The following is a 14395-nucleotide window of genomic DNA, read 5'->3' on the forward strand; positions in this document are numbered from 1 at the left end:
AAAGAAACAGAAGTAGGGTGAAAAATCCAAGCTTTGTGTTTAGAAATGTTCTAAATCGTTTGAGTGTCTGCACGGTTTGAACCGTCCTTTCGAGTATAATCAAATTAAAATCGTAACTGTAGTTTACAGTCTATATTAAATTTGTGTCAATTGATGCTAAGCTTTGTTAATGCATTTTTAACTTATTAAATTTACATGAAAAATAATGGTACATACTAAAATATCATGTTTTTATTTGTTAATATAGGAGAAGATGGAAGGTGAGGTTGAAAGAATGTTATTTTTATCAAAATTATATGAATACGTTTTACATCATTACTCACAAGGTATTAACCACTTTCCATTAATCCATCTTATTTTTTTAAGTGTTGATAAAACAATTTTTTACTTAATCGTGTATCTTGTTATTCGAGTAAGTATAGGGTTGTATCAAAAGAAAAAAATAAACTTCAGAACAGAATTTGTAAGGCTATTATTAGTTGCGTACCTCGTTTTATTAGTTGAATTGACGGTATTTAGATATGTCTATTTCCCATGGGATATCCGATTGAATTCAACCTATAATTTTCATTCTATCAATTGGACACCGTTAATTGAAACAATTAAACTGACAAATGGACAATCTTTGTTCGATTTCGTGTATAATCTATATGGTAACATTCTTTGGTTTGTTCCGTTAGGAATTATTTTACCCAGTCTAAAGCAATTTAAAAAGTATTCTCTAGTAAAAACAATGTTGGTTGGTATTTGTTTATCAATCGCTATTGAATGTGGACAGTTTGTACTAGGATCCGGAGTTAGTGATATAGATGATATCATTTTTAATTCATTGGGTACATTGATAGGCTGTGGGCTATATCTTATCTTAAATCAAATATTAAATAAAAAAGACGTTAAAAAATAGAAGGAGTGCTAGTCATTGAGAAAAGTAGAAATTATTTCACATGCAGCAAAAAAGTTTAAAAATGGATACCCATTAATTGATAAGGAAGATTTACAAACAACTCGTGATTTTAAAGAAGGAGAATGGGTTGCATTAACGCTACATAATCAATTTGTCGCTTATGGTTATTTTGCAGAACAAAATCGTGGGGATGGCTGGATTTTTTCACGAAATGAAGAATCACGTATTGATGAAGATTTTTTCTCAAAATTATTTAATAACGCTCGAATGAACCGTAAATCATTATTTACTAATAAGGAGACGAATGCCTTTCGTTTCTTTAACGGTGAAGGTGAAGGTATCGGTGGATTAACAATTGATTATTACGACGATTATTATGTATTTACTTGGTATAGCTTAGGTCTTTACCAACACAAAGATATGATTTATAGTGCATTTTCTGATGCAGTTACAAGTTATAAAGGTATTTATGCTAATCTTCGTTACGATACAAAGGGTGAACCATCAACATTCAAAGTTCGTGGAAAAGATGCACCTACGCCACTTATTGTTCAAGAAAATGGCCTTCAATTTGCTGCATATCTTAATGAAACAACGACAGGACTTTTCTTAGAACAACGTGAAATGCGTAAAGCAATTATGAATAAATATGCTGAAGGAAAACTTGTGTTTAACGGATTTAGTAATACAGGTGCAACATCAGTTGCTGCATCAGTAGGTGGCGCACTTAAAACAGTTAGTGTAGATGTGAATAATAAAAATATTGATCGTACAAAAGAACAATTTGTACTTAATAATATTGATCCTGAAAAACAAGAAATTCGTGGAATGGATGTTTTCGGCTATTTAGATTATGCAAAGAAACACCATATTAACTATGATTTAGTTATTTTGGATCCACCAAGTTTTGTACGTTCAAAGAAAAGAACATTCTCAGTTCAAAAAGATTATGTTCAACTTGCTGAAGATGCTATTGATATTACACAAAAAGATGGTGTTATCATGTTCTCAACTAATTCGGCAGGATTGACGCTCAAAAAATTAAAAGAACAAATCACAGAAGCTTTTGCTAATAAGAATCGTTCATTTACATTACTTGAAACATTCCGTTTATCAAGTGACTTTGTAACAAACAAGGAATATCGTCAAGGTAATTATTTAAAAACGTTAGTTATTAAAGTTGATTAATTAAAAAACAATCCTATTTATTATTAAATAGGATTGTTTTTTTTCGTAAAATATAAAAAATTCATAAAAACAAAATGCTTGTAATTAAACGTTTATGAGTGTTTTTGATGGATTTCGAATGTAACCCGTTTCAAATGTTGCTAAAGCTATCATCAAATTTTTGTTTTAAGGGTTGTAAATACGGTTACTTTACTGCTAAAATAGTTAAATCGCGAAAAAAGAATAAAAGAGAGAGAGTAGAGGATTTAATTAATTATGATTATCTTAATGGCAGTAATCCCTGCAATTGCATGGGGTAGTATTGGACTTATAAGTGGAAAACTTGGCGGAACTGCCAACCAACAAACAGTTGGTATGACATGGGGTGCCTTGATTTTTGGAATTGCCATTTATGGTATTTATCAACCAGAAATGGACACAAAAGTCTGGATTATTGGTATCGTTTCTGGTTTATTTTGGAGTTTAGGTCAAAATCAACAATTCCATGCTATGAAAGCAATCGGAATCTCAAAAACAGTTCCTGTTTCAACAGGCTTACAGTTAGCTGGTAATGCGTTGGCAGGTGTCATACTGTTTAATGAATGGAAGACAACTCAAATGGTTGTGATTGGTACTATAGCGATGATCGTTATTATTGCTGGTGCTGCTTTGACATCATTGAGAGATAAAAAAAATTCAGTTCTATCTGATTCAGAAAAAAATGAGAATACTGCTGCTGGTGTACGTGCTATTATTTTGTCAACAATTGGTTACGTAGGTTATACAATTGTTGTTCATTATGCAACAGTGGGCATGACTGCTGATGAATCACGTGCATTTACAATGGCAACAATCTTGCCACAAGCTGTTGGTATGGTTATAGGTGCTGGATTTGTTGCGCTTATTGCAAATGAAGTTATTATGCACTCATCAACTTTTAAAAATGTATTAACGGGACTTATTTGGGGCGCTGGTAACATCTTTATGTTCTTATCAATTCCTAAATTAGGTCAAGCTGTTAGTTTTTCATTTTCTCAAATGGGAGTGGTTATTTCAACATTCGGTAGTATCTACTTATTAGGAGAAAAGAAGACTAAGCATGAGATGATTTATGTCACACTTGGATCAATATTTGTTATTTTAGGTGTTATTATGTTAGGAATTATGAAAACTTTATAAAATGGTGAAGGAGTGTTAATCGATGGATTTAAGGAAAAAAGAATTTGCGACAACTCATCATGTTAGTAAATTAAAAAGAACCCTTAAAACCGGTGATCTCATTCTTTTAGGGTTAGGCGCAACAGTTGGTACAGGTATTTTCGTTGTTACGGGGAATGCTGCCAGTCAAGAGGCTGGTCCTGCCCTTATTTTGTCGTTTATTATTGCCGCAATTGCAGTTATAATGAACGGCTTTTCTTATGCAGAATTTTCATCAAGAATACCAGTTTCTGGTGGTTCGTATAATTATGTTTATGTTATTTTTGGTGAGTTTATAGCCTGGTTCGTTAGTTGGTTTACCATTTGTGAATATATTCTAGCGGGGGCTTCTGTTGCCTCAGGTTGGTCTGCGTATATGCAGGGGTTCTTGATAGGGCTTAATATCCACCTGCCTGTTGCGCTGAGTGCATCGTATAATGCAGCAAGAGGGTCATATATCGATATTATTGCTGTTATAATTACGTTAGTCGTTACATGGTTAACAACATTTGAAGCAAAAAAGGCACTACGTTTAAGCAAAATAATGGTATTTGTAAAATTTGCGATTATTCTTTTATTTATAGTAGTGGGTGTTTTTTACATTAAACCTGGTAACTGGCAACCCTTTATGCCATTTGGTACAAGTGGGGTAATGAGTGGGGCCGCATTAGTATTTTTTGCCTTTTTAGGGTTTGAATCTATTGCGATGGCATCAGACGAAGTAATTGATCCGCAAAAGACAATTCCAAAAGGAATTATTGGTGCGATAAGTATTTCTGCTATTTTTTATATTATTGTTACGTTAGTATTAACCGGAATTGTCCCGTATACACAATTAAATGTTAGTGATCCAGTTGCATTTGCGATGCGATTTGTAAATCAGAGTATTATTGGAAATATAATCTCGGTAGGTGCAATAATAACGCTTCTAAGCGTCTTAATTGCATTAGCCTATGGTTTATCGAGAATGATTTATTCGGAGGCGAGAGACGGATTATTGCCCCAATACTTAGCAAAAATTAGCGATAAGACGAATGCGCCCAAAGCAGCATCATGGACAGTCGGTATTTTTATTGCGATTGCAAGTGGGTTAGTGTCTATTGAAAGTTTAGCCAAATTGACTAATATTGTAACGTTAACCGTACTTGTTATTTTGGCTTTGGCATTAATAAGTTTAAGGAAACAATTTGGTGAACCTAGTAAAGGCCAATTTAGAGTTCCATTTGTACCATTGTTACCAATCTTGTCTATAATTATTTCAGTCTATTTGATGATTCAGTTACCGATTAATATCTGGGTTGCCTTTCTAATTTGGATTATTATAGGATTAGTTGCTTATTACGGTTACGGATATTCTCATAGTAAACAAAAAAAATAACGGAATTTGTAATTAAAGTTCTGTTTGACTGTTATATTTTCTACTAAGTATTGTATAATGTAAGTTGTTAAATAAAGAATATGAGGGAGATAATTAAAATGGCACATATTTCATTCGATAGTTCTAACTTATCAAAATTCGTCCAAGACAATGAACTTGGCGAAATGCAAGCACTTGTTACTGCAGCAGATAGTGAATTACGCAACGGTACAGGGGCAGGTAGTGATTTCCGTGGATTTTTAGATTTACCTAAAGACTACGATAAAGAAGAATTCGCTCGTATTAAAACAGCAGCTAAAAAAATTCAATCTAATTCAGAAGTTTTAGTCGTTATCGGTATTGGTGGTTCATATTTAGGTGCTCGCGCAGCTATTGAATTCTTAAACCATACATTCTATAACTTATTACCAGCTGAAAAAAGAAATGCACCTCAAATCTTATTTGCTGGAAATTCAATTAGTCCTTCATACGTACATGATTTAGTAGATTTAATTGGTGATCGTGATTTCTCAGTTAATATTATTTCTAAATCAGGTACAACAACAGAACCTTCAATTGCTTTCCGTGTTTTCAAAGAAAAATTAATCGCAAAATATGGTAAAGAAGAAGCTAACTCACGTATCTACGCTACAACTGATCGTAAAGTTGGTGCCTTAAAAGTTGAAGCTGATTCTGAAGGCTATGAAGCATTTGTTATTCCTGATGACGTTGGTGGCCGTTTCTCAGTTCTTACTGCTGTTGGTTTATTACCAATTGCTGCTTCAGGTGCTGATATTGATGCCTTGATGCAAGGTGCTGAAGACGCACGTGTTGAATATTCAGATGCTGATTTAACAAAAAATGAAGCATATCAATACGCAGCTTTACGTAATATTTTATACCGTAAAGGTTACACAACTGAAATTCTAGAAAACTACGAACCAAGTTTACAATATTTCTCAGAATGGTGGAAACAATTGATGGGCGAATCTGAAGGTAAAGATCAAAAGGGTATTTACCCATCTTCAGCTAATTTCTCAACTGATTTACATTCATTAGGCCAATATATTCAAGAAGGCCGTCGTAACTTGATGGAAACTGTAATTAATGTGGGAACTCCCGTTAATGATACTGCTATTCCTGAAGAAGAGGGCGATCTTGATGGCTTAGGCTACTTAGAAGGTAAGACAATGGACTTTGTTAATACAAAGGCTTTCCAAGGTGTTGTTTTAGCTCATACTGATGGTAATGTTCCTAACATGATTTTGAACATTCCTACACAAGACGCTTACACATTAGGATATACAATTTACTTCTTTGAAGCAGCTGTAGCTGTATCTGGTTACTTGAATGGAATTAACCCATTTAACCAACCAGGTGTTGAAGCATACAAAAAGAACATGTTTGCCTTACTTGGTAAACCTGGCTTCGAAGACCTTTCAAAAGAATTAAATGCACGTCTTTAAGATAAAAAAGTTATAAAATAAAAATCGTCTGAACTTTTAAAAGTTCAGACGATTTTTATTTGGAATAAATTAGTTCTTTTTGATCATTTTGTAATTTTCGTCATAATATTTACCATTACGAATATCATCTGGCATACCAACATAAGGTTCTTCATTGATAACATCTTCGTTATTTTGACCGGCATCACCGATGTAAGTGATTGTAGCAAATTCTGGGACAACCATTTTAGGATATGTTTCGTATTTTTCACGAGATTCTTCCATCAAATCGATATGGTCATTTTGGTAAGTAACTGTAATTTCAGGATGTTCTTGAACCCATTTAGGGAAGAAGATTGTTCCGTTAATTTTCATTTCGTTAGGTAAGAAATCTAGAGCGACATCAGTACCTGTAGGTTCTGTCCAAGCAATTTTATAAATACCTTCAGTAAGCATAACGATGTGAGCTTCTTGATCAGTTACCCAACGTCCAGCAACCATACCACCATGGATACGGTAGTCAACAGTATGATCATTTTTAGCGTACCATTCATATTCCCAACCGTTATCGTAAGTATATACAAAATGTGTACCTAAGAAATCATCTAATGTTTTAAACTTTTTTTCTGTATTTGTCATAATTTTTGTTCTCCTTTAAAGTGTTTATTTATACATGTAAAAGTTTACATGTTTTTGTTTACTTGATTATAGTATACTGATAAGTATTAAAAGTCAAGTTAAGGGGAAAAATGGCAAAAAAAAATAAATTACAATATATTATTTTAGGATTATTGAATCAAGAACCATTATCGGGGTACGATATAACTAAAGCATTTACGACTGATATTGGAGAATTTTGGCAAGCAGGACATAGTCAAATTTATCCTGCTCTTAAAATAATGGAAAAAGATGGATACATTACGCATGAAATTGAAATAGCAGGTACTAAGTTAGAAAAGAAAATATATTCTATTACATCACAAGGTAAAAAAGTTTTAATGGATTGGTTAGTATCAGATAGTGGGGAATTAAAACCGATTAAAGACGAATTTATTTTGAAACTTTATTTTATTAAAAATAAAGATGACGTTCAATTACAGCAAAGATTAATTGAGCAATTACAGTTACATCAAGTAAAATTAGATCATCTTGAAGGAAGAATGAAATTAATTTTTTTCTCAGAAGAAGAAATCAACAAACAATATGGTCATTATTTGATTTTAGATCATGCAATTGAACGAGAAAAATACTGTGTTAAGTGGTTTAAAAAGTATCTTAATTAAATAATAGACGCTTATAAAACGTCTATTATTTTTTTATTGAAGGTCTTTTTTTCTAATCTTAATCTTTTTGACTTATAAATTATGCTAGAATATGGTTATTAAACAAAAAATAAAAGGGCGGTTTCTATTTTGAAAAGAATGACGAAATATGTATTATTTTTATCTAGTGTGATAGTAGGTATTGGTATCGGAGCATATCAGGCCTCGGCTAATACTTCGAAGCCTGAAGGTGTGATGGGGTCAAATGTACCTGAATCATTAGTTAAATCAGCATCTTTATTGAGTAAATCGGCTACAAATCGCGATAATTCAATTCCTGATTTATCAGAATTTCAAGGATCATTTACAGATGCACAAGCTAAAGTATTAAAGAAAAATTTTAAATTTATTATTTTACGTGTTCAATATGGGTCAAATCGTAAAGATTTAGTGATTGATCATAATATTGCGATGATGAAGAAATATAATATTCCATATGGTGTTTATTCATTTAGCCAATATGAAAATGTTGCTGATGCTAGAGTAGAAGCGAAAGACTTATATAACCGTGCCAAGGATGCTAAGTTCTTTGTCAATGATTATGAAGATCAAACGGTTACGAATGCTAGCAAAGCAAATACTAACGCCACAACAAAAGCCTGGGCTGATGAGATGGCTAAATATGTAGGTAATCGTAAAATTATACTTTACTCTTATGCTAGTTTTATGAAAACATATGCCAGTACGGCTGTTAACGCATATGATGGTTTTTGGTTAGCTGCATACCAAAGTAATGAGCCAATGGAAACAAGTCATTCGTTATGGCAATATACAAGTAACTTTACAAATCATGGTTTATCAGGGGTTGGAAACATTGATGCAAGTATCATGTCTGGTAAAAATGCTGATTGGTTTTTAAGTGCATCAACAGATAACAAACCAACAGAAAGTACACCACCCACGAACGCAGCTGGGAAAGCACAAAGTTATAATGAATTAGTTTCAATTAAAAAATCTGGATATAATGTTTGGGGTAATTTTAGTTGGAATAAAGTTAAAAATACGACAACTGGAAAAATTGGAAAAGTTTATAGCGCAAAATATTACTATAATCACAGTAATGGTAACAAATATTACTCATTGTACGATAGTAAAGGCAAATGGGCTGGATATGTAAATAGTAACGCAATGGAGGTTGCTTCAGCTAAAGAATTTAAAGCAACCGCTAAAATTACTAAACGTGATTATACTATCTGGAGTAATTTTTTCTATACGTCAGCAAAAGGAACAACAGCTAATTATTATGGTCAAAACTTAAATGTCAGATACAGATATACATTGGGTAATGGTAACGTCTATTATTCACTTTATAATAATGCAGGTACATGGTTAGGTTATATGAATAGTAATGCTTCAAATTTAGTTTATTCATCATATGATAAGATTGTTTCTGTTAAAAATAGCTATACTATCTGGGGTAATTTTAATTGGACAAGTAAAAAAGGATCTACAGTTACTAACTCCGGACAGACATACAATGCTAAATATGCGTATAAGATTAATGGTAATACGTATTACTCACTATATAATGGTAATAATGTTTGGAAAGGCTATGTTAACAGTAATGCTACGAATACCTTAGTAGCTAAATCATTAAAGGCAAAGGTCAAAATTAGCGATAAAGGTTATAATGTCTGGGGTAATTTCTTGTGGTCATCTAAAAAAAGTACTTCTAGTAATTACTATGGTCAAACATATAACGTTAGATACAGATATACTACAGGAAACGGAAATATTTACTACTCACTTTATAACGATGCCGGTAAATGGATGGGTTATGTGAATAATAAAGCAACTAGCCATATTTATACTAAATACAATAAAATTGTCTCTGTTAAAAGAAGCTATGATATCTGGGGTAATTTTAATTGGACGGTAAAAAAAGGGTCAACTATAGCTAACTCAGGTACGAAATATACAGTAAAATATGCTTATTCAATTAATGGCAATAAATATTACTCGATATACAATGCAAATGGTAAGTGGCAAGGATATGTAAACAGCAACGCATTTTAAATGAAAATAGTTCTAAGTTAATTGTTGTTGATGAATTATGATATTGAAAGACAGTGTGACTTAAAAATGCCTCATAATCGTTAGACCTACGTCTAATAATTATGAGGCATTTTTTATATTGATAAATTTAAAGTTGATTTTGAACGTAACCTAAAGTGCATAGTAGGAACCGGATGATAAATAATTATTTAATTTAAAAATACAGTCATACAACAGCAGCTGATGAGAGGGTATACGGTTATTATTGCAAAAAAAAAACCTACCCGAAGGTAAGTTTCAAAGGCTTATAATTAAGCTTTAACAACGTTAGTTGCTTGTGGTCCACGATCAGAATCTTCAACATCGAAAGTAACTGCTTGGCCTTCGTCAAGTGATTTAAAACCGTCACCTTGGATAGCTGAGAAATGAACGAAAACGTCGTCGCCAGATTCGCGAGTAATAAAACCAAAACCTTTATCTGCATTAAACCATTTTACTGTACCTTGTTCCATAATATGAAACCTCCATGTGCTGTAAGCACTAATATATTTTGCATTTGTTGATTGAACTATTAAAAAGAAGTGTGTTCATAAATGAAACAAATCACCTTTAAATAACCGAACCATAAATACATAAGTTTAATATAACATCTAATGACGATTAATGCAAATGTTATTTGCTCGATTTAGTGTGTTTTTTAAGATAATGCAGTAATTCTGTTTCATTACGAAATTCATGTGGGCTAACTTGATTATGAAGTCGAATCGTAATTTTATTAATTTTGATTCGACCAGTCCAAGTATACGTGTATTCAACGATAAATCTATTATTGAGATCATCCTCATCTAAGCCAAAATTAAGTACGTAAATACGATCTGGAACCATTAATGGATTGAGATGTTCTTTATCGTAATAAATTTTGTTTGCTCTTAAGAATTTTTTTGTCTTACTTAACATAGTGTATAAACCTCCAAACTATTATTATAGTGTATTCAAAATGAAGGAGACAGAATTGAATCGGGGATTTAAGTTGCTGTCACTTTATTAATTTAAGTACCATCATTAAAATATCTCATTTAGTATATCATAAATAGAACATAAAATGAGAAAATACTATATAAATCATTCGGAAAAATTGACAATAAACAAAAACATGTTAAGGTTATAGTAGCTCAATATTAATATTCTTAGTATAAATTATTCAGTTTGATGATTTCTATTCATTTATTCACGCTGGCGCAACCAAGGAGTTGCAAGGATGTAAAGTAGGTAGGGTTACATCGTTTAGAAGTAGAATTAGTAACTTATTTTAAAATTAATTAACTCAAAATTAAATATAAATATTCAGTGAGAAGGCTACCAGCAGAATTTGTTGGTAGCCTTCGTCAATTAAAAATATATATAGCATTAAAAATTAATAGCGGGTATGAATGTTAGAAACTTTAAAATATAACCCTTTATTACTTTATTGAAGTATTTAGAGTGTACATACAAAGGAGGTAGGTATTGTTTACCTGCTTTTTTTAGTGTTTAATATGTGAGTGTATAAAAATAAAGGGGTGTTGGATAATGAAAAGGGTAGTCGTATTATGTGCTTCAACAATGGTTGCATTATTATTAGTTGCATGTGGGAACAGCAATAGTGCAAGTAAGGAATCGTCATCATCTGAGGTAAAATCATCTAGTTTGCAGAAATCAAAAAGTGAATCAAATAAGAAAGAGTCTATAAAAAAAGCAAAAGTATCTTCTGAAAGTAAAGCATCATCAGAATCAGCTGCCAAAGAATCAAGTATGGTAGCTGAAAGGTCATCTAAGGCAGCTAATCTTGTGAGAAATGAATTAAAAAAAGGATTTAGTTTTGCTCCAATCAAATATAATGGTGAGGACATCAGTAAAGCTATGGAAGATGGTACTGCTCCACGGCACTCCCTTTTTGATTTAATTACTCTAGGTTACGCAAAAAGTGATACAGTGGTTCGTACACAGCTGGGAAAAGATAGAGCCTATAATTATACGTATAAGATAACCGATAAGTTTATTATAATGAGGGGTGAATCTGGTTCACATCGCATACCTTACACAATAAAGGGATCACATATAACATATGGAGAATGGATAGAAAAACAATCTAATGGAACAAAGCTTACTTATGAGTTTGCATTAGAAACGACTGCCAAAGATGCAATAGACGCACAGCAAACTCAAAATAAAATATAATGGTTAATTGAAACATCCATACTGTGGATGTTTTTTTGTACGCCAAAATAGAAAATGTCGTACGGGTTATTGCGGCATTTGGGGCTGAACAAACTTAGTATAAAATATCTTTGAATGGTTAAAAATCTAACAAAACCTGCGACTATTAGTATGAAAATATAGATTATGTTGTACAGAGTTTTATAAAAGTGCATAAGGTGAATACGAATATTGATTACCTATCATTTTTAGTGTTTAATTTAAAGGTAAATAAATTTTAGGGGAGTTTCAAAATGAAAAAGGTATTGGTAACGTGTGGGATAGCAATGATGTTATTATCATTAACTGCGTGTGGGAGCAGCAATTCAAAAAAGGATGAATCATCTTCTATTGATTCTAGTAAATCACAAGCAAGTTCAAAGAAAATAGCTAGTTCAATGAGTAGAGAAGTTTCATCGTTAAAAAAAGAAAAAAGTAAATTACAGGAAACGAAAAAACAGGCAAGTAGGAATGTAGGAACTCTGACAGTTCAGCAGATGAAAGACCATCCTAAACAGTCAGCTGTAGCAATCGCTTATTATGGTGCAAATCGTTTTTGGAATGGTTTAACGGATAAAATAGCAGATGGGTTCAATGTTTCAATTAAAACACCTAATTCAAGTACAGTTAAGTATTATATTCAAAAAGGTGATAATCCATATTATAGATTACTGGGGGATGTACATAATACTGTAGCTTATTATGACAATGCAGATAATGAACTACAAAAAGTTGGTATGTCGACAATAGCTACTTATGTAAATCAAAAGTTAACTGATGGTAGTCGAAATACTCTAGTGAATAACGTTATCATCAATGCTAGTGATGATACACAACAATCCAGTGATGGGCTATCAATATCAATTGATGAAGCGATTAAACTGATTATCAAACATGAAAATTCAAATGATAATTACGGCAATTTTAACTTGATAATAACAGATAGAAGTAAAAGTACTATAACTAAAATTAATAATAATGATGATATTCCTGCAGCGTTGGGAGGATACGTACCCTATGGAAATGGTGGTTGGGAAATAGAGTTGGTGTACACGGGTGCAAGTCTTCGAGAAAAATATTACCTAGTGCCTGATCATAACAAAACAACCGTTTCACTTAAAACTATCTCACGCTATTCGACTAGACCAGACATAGATACAGAAAACTTTACGCTAAACCGTTAAATAAATATAATACTTTATAGTGATATTCCATAATGGTTCATTAATGCATTCACAAACGTGAGTGCTTTTTTTGTAAAAAATGAAATATGGAACTGGGAATCTTCAGATAAATACCGGGCCTTAGAATATTAGCTAAAATTTAGAAAAGCAAAATTAATGAATTTCTTAGCATAGTAGCTAAAAAGTATATACACTAATAGTGTTGACGAAAGTGCAAACATTTAAAAAGCTAAAGAAATAAACTATACTATCTAAAATGATCCATCATGAATGATACGGTTGGAAGTACAAACGGTAGCCAGATTCAAAGTGTGAAAAAGTTTAGTGTGAGTTAAATCATCATTTAGTGATTTTTGAGTAACTAGTGATCATTAAAATAAACCTTTTAAGTTACGTAGAGTTTCATAGTATTTCATAGAGTTGGGACAGGTATTGTTTACCTGTTTTTTATTGTTTAATATAGAGGTAAATAAGATATTTGGAGGTAATGCAGTGAGTAAAATATGGGGGTTTATAAAAAAATATAAATGGTTCATTTTACTAGTAATATTGATAGTGACTGTTATCATCCCTTGGGTCATCAATATTTTTATTGGCATTGTTCCAGGAGTAGGTTCGAGTGATGGGTGGCTTGGATTTTGGGGAGGTTATATAGGTTCTTTCATAGGTATTGGTGGTGCAGCTATGTTTGCATATATAAATACAAAGTTTCAGTTAAAAGAGCAAAGAAAAAATGAGTTAAGTAATGCCCTTGCTGTAGAAGATATTAAGAACATATCTAGATTAATTTCTATTAATAATAGATTTACCGCCAATATTATTTTAATGAAAAAAGATATTTTCTCTAAGGGTACATTAGAAACAATAGATGATATTCGTAATTTGGGTACAAAAATTAATAAAGAAAAATTGAATGAAATTACTAATTTGAAGAATGAATATGTAATTTATTTTGAAACATACGTTAGCTATGTACCCGAATTATCAAAAAAATGTGATACCTATCAAGATAATATTGCTACACTTTGGAGTGATTTAATGAAAACATACGATGAACTTACTATGGCAGTAAAATGGTTATTGAAAAATAAAGAAGAAAATATAGAATTGATAGATCAAGAAACTAATAAAATTAATAAAATTTTTACAGCAGTTGCAACAAATATAGACTCTATATCTTTTCCGTTAAATGCAGTGAATAAAATTTTAAAAGGCGAAGCGGCGAGGATAAGGTGTAATAAATAATACCTTATCTATAATTGATGTTTAGGTATTCTTAAAGTAAGTAATAGGGTTAGTGTTAGAACCTGCCAAAACTTGCCATAAAATACTTTATAAAGCTCATCAAAACTCTAGTAAGCTCGTCAAAATGATACTTCATTTATACCTAATATGTTAGCAAATATTAGTATATGGGTGCAGCTATTCATCCCTGGGACTTATTAGATATGTAGGCAAAAATAAGTATTCGGACATTTCGGACCCCCTAAAGGGATGCAATTAAAAAGGTTATCAAGACATTCAAGACACCCTAAAGGAAGTAGATTTAATTAGATGTGATGAAATGACTACGGTTTGTTGAGGGAAAA

At 31.9% G+C, this 14395-nt stretch carries 13 protein-coding genes; 10 read left to right on the top strand and 3 right to left on the bottom strand.

What is annotated here, in order from left to right; translation table 11 throughout:
- The first annotated feature begins 274 nt into the window (after positions 1-274).
- The 5 genes from AC1RPG_RS05240 to AC1RPG_RS05260 all read left to right on the top strand — a co-directional run bounded on the left by AC1RPG_RS05240 (position 275) and on the right by AC1RPG_RS05260 (position 6091).
- Positions 275-904 carry a VanZ family protein gene (locus tag AC1RPG_RS05240; protein WP_481761925.1) on the top strand — a complete coding sequence of 210 codons (630 nt, stop codon included), beginning with the start codon at positions 275-277 and terminating at the stop codon, positions 902-904.
- 15 nt (positions 905-919) lie between these two features.
- Complete coding sequence (locus tag AC1RPG_RS05245) at positions 920-2092, top strand: class I SAM-dependent rRNA methyltransferase (protein WP_481761924.1); 1173 nt, start codon at positions 920-922, stop codon at positions 2090-2092.
- Positions 2093-2347: 255 nt separating this feature from the next.
- Positions 2348-3250 carry a GRP family sugar transporter gene (locus AC1RPG_RS05250; protein WP_409022282.1) on the top strand — a complete coding sequence of 301 codons (903 nt, stop codon included), beginning with the start codon at positions 2348-2350 and terminating at the stop codon, positions 3248-3250.
- Positions 3251-3272: 22 nt separating this feature from the next.
- Positions 3273-4646: an amino acid permease gene (locus AC1RPG_RS05255; RefSeq protein WP_481761923.1), complete on the top strand. Its 1374-nt coding sequence runs from the start codon at positions 3273-3275 to the stop codon at positions 4644-4646.
- Between the two features lie 98 nt (positions 4647-4744).
- Positions 4745-6091, top strand: coding sequence for a glucose-6-phosphate isomerase (locus AC1RPG_RS05260; protein WP_481761922.1), 1347 nt, complete (start codon positions 4745-4747; stop codon positions 6089-6091).
- Between the two features lie 69 nt (positions 6092-6160).
- Here AC1RPG_RS05260 and AC1RPG_RS05265 read toward each other — a convergent pair whose 3' ends face one another.
- Positions 6161-6709, bottom strand: coding sequence for a phenolic acid decarboxylase (locus AC1RPG_RS05265; protein WP_481761921.1), 549 nt, complete (start codon positions 6707-6709; stop codon positions 6161-6163).
- 110 nt (positions 6710-6819) lie between these two features.
- Between AC1RPG_RS05265 and AC1RPG_RS05270 the strand changes: the two genes are divergently transcribed.
- The gene (locus AC1RPG_RS05270; protein WP_409022286.1) at positions 6820-7353 is read left to right on the top strand and encodes a PadR family transcriptional regulator; all 534 of its coding nucleotides are present in this window, start codon (positions 6820-6822) and stop codon (positions 7351-7353) included.
- Between the two features lie 138 nt (positions 7354-7491).
- Positions 7492-9408 (top strand): GH25 family lysozyme, encoded by a 1917-nt coding sequence (locus AC1RPG_RS05275; protein WP_481761920.1) that lies wholly within the window; start codon positions 7492-7494, stop codon positions 9406-9408.
- 290 nt (positions 9409-9698) lie between these two features.
- Here AC1RPG_RS05275 and AC1RPG_RS05280 read toward each other — a convergent pair whose 3' ends face one another.
- Positions 9699-9899 (bottom strand): cold-shock protein, encoded by a 201-nt coding sequence (locus AC1RPG_RS05280; protein WP_057973786.1) that lies wholly within the window; start codon positions 9897-9899, stop codon positions 9699-9701.
- Between the two features lie 160 nt (positions 9900-10059).
- Positions 10060-10344, bottom strand: a complete 285-nt coding sequence (locus tag AC1RPG_RS05285; protein WP_481761919.1) for a hypothetical protein — start codon at positions 10342-10344, stop codon at positions 10060-10062.
- Positions 10345-10956: 612 nt separating this feature from the next.
- On the opposite strand from AC1RPG_RS05285, the gene AC1RPG_RS05290 reads away from it, so the two are divergent.
- From AC1RPG_RS05290 to AC1RPG_RS05300, 3 genes are all read left to right on the top strand, one after another.
- Positions 10957-11604 carry a hypothetical protein gene (locus AC1RPG_RS05290; RefSeq protein ID WP_481761918.1) on the top strand — a complete coding sequence of 216 codons (648 nt, stop codon included), beginning with the start codon at positions 10957-10959 and terminating at the stop codon, positions 11602-11604.
- A 272-nt stretch (positions 11605-11876) separates the two neighbouring features.
- Positions 11877-12806, top strand: coding sequence for a hypothetical protein (locus AC1RPG_RS05295; RefSeq protein ID WP_481761917.1), 930 nt, complete (start codon positions 11877-11879; stop codon positions 12804-12806).
- Positions 12807-13298: 492 nt separating this feature from the next.
- Positions 13299-14051 carry a hypothetical protein gene (locus AC1RPG_RS05300; RefSeq protein ID WP_481761916.1) on the top strand — a complete coding sequence of 251 codons (753 nt, stop codon included), beginning with the start codon at positions 13299-13301 and terminating at the stop codon, positions 14049-14051.
- The last annotated feature ends 344 nt before the right edge of the window (positions 14052-14395 follow it).

Source organism: Dellaglioa sp. CoH-57-MRSF-18, assembly GCF_056781995.1.

Bases quoted from the DNA above. Each gene is read 5' to 3' on its own strand.
- AC1RPG_RS05240 (WP_481761925.1), top strand. From the start codon at position 275: ATGTTATTTTTATCAAAATTATATGAATACGTTTTACATCATTACTCA.
- AC1RPG_RS05250 (WP_409022282.1), top strand. From the start codon at position 2,348: ATGATTATCTTAATGGCAGTAATCCCTGCAATTGCATGGGGTAGTATT.
- AC1RPG_RS05255 (WP_481761923.1), top strand. From the start codon at position 3,273: ATGGATTTAAGGAAAAAAGAATTTGCGACAACTCATCATGTTAGTAAA.
- AC1RPG_RS05260 (WP_481761922.1), top strand. From the start codon at position 4,745: ATGGCACATATTTCATTCGATAGTTCTAACTTATCAAAATTCGTCCAA.
- AC1RPG_RS05265 (WP_481761921.1), bottom strand. From the start codon at position 6,709: ATGACAAATACAGAAAAAAAGTTTAAAACATTAGATGATTTCTTAGGT.
- AC1RPG_RS05270 (WP_409022286.1), top strand. From the start codon at position 6,820: ATGGCAAAAAAAAATAAATTACAATATATTATTTTAGGATTATTGAAT.
- AC1RPG_RS05275 (WP_481761920.1), top strand. From the start codon at position 7,492: ATGACGAAATATGTATTATTTTTATCTAGTGTGATAGTAGGTATTGGT.
- AC1RPG_RS05280 (WP_057973786.1), bottom strand. From the start codon at position 9,899: ATGGAACAAGGTACAGTAAAATGGTTTAATGCAGATAAAGGTTTTGGT.
- AC1RPG_RS05285 (WP_481761919.1), bottom strand. From the start codon at position 10,344: ATGTTAAGTAAGACAAAAAAATTCTTAAGAGCAAACAAAATTTATTAC.
- AC1RPG_RS05290 (WP_481761918.1), top strand. From the start codon at position 10,957: ATGAAAAGGGTAGTCGTATTATGTGCTTCAACAATGGTTGCATTATTA.
- AC1RPG_RS05295 (WP_481761917.1), top strand. From the start codon at position 11,877: ATGAAAAAGGTATTGGTAACGTGTGGGATAGCAATGATGTTATTATCA.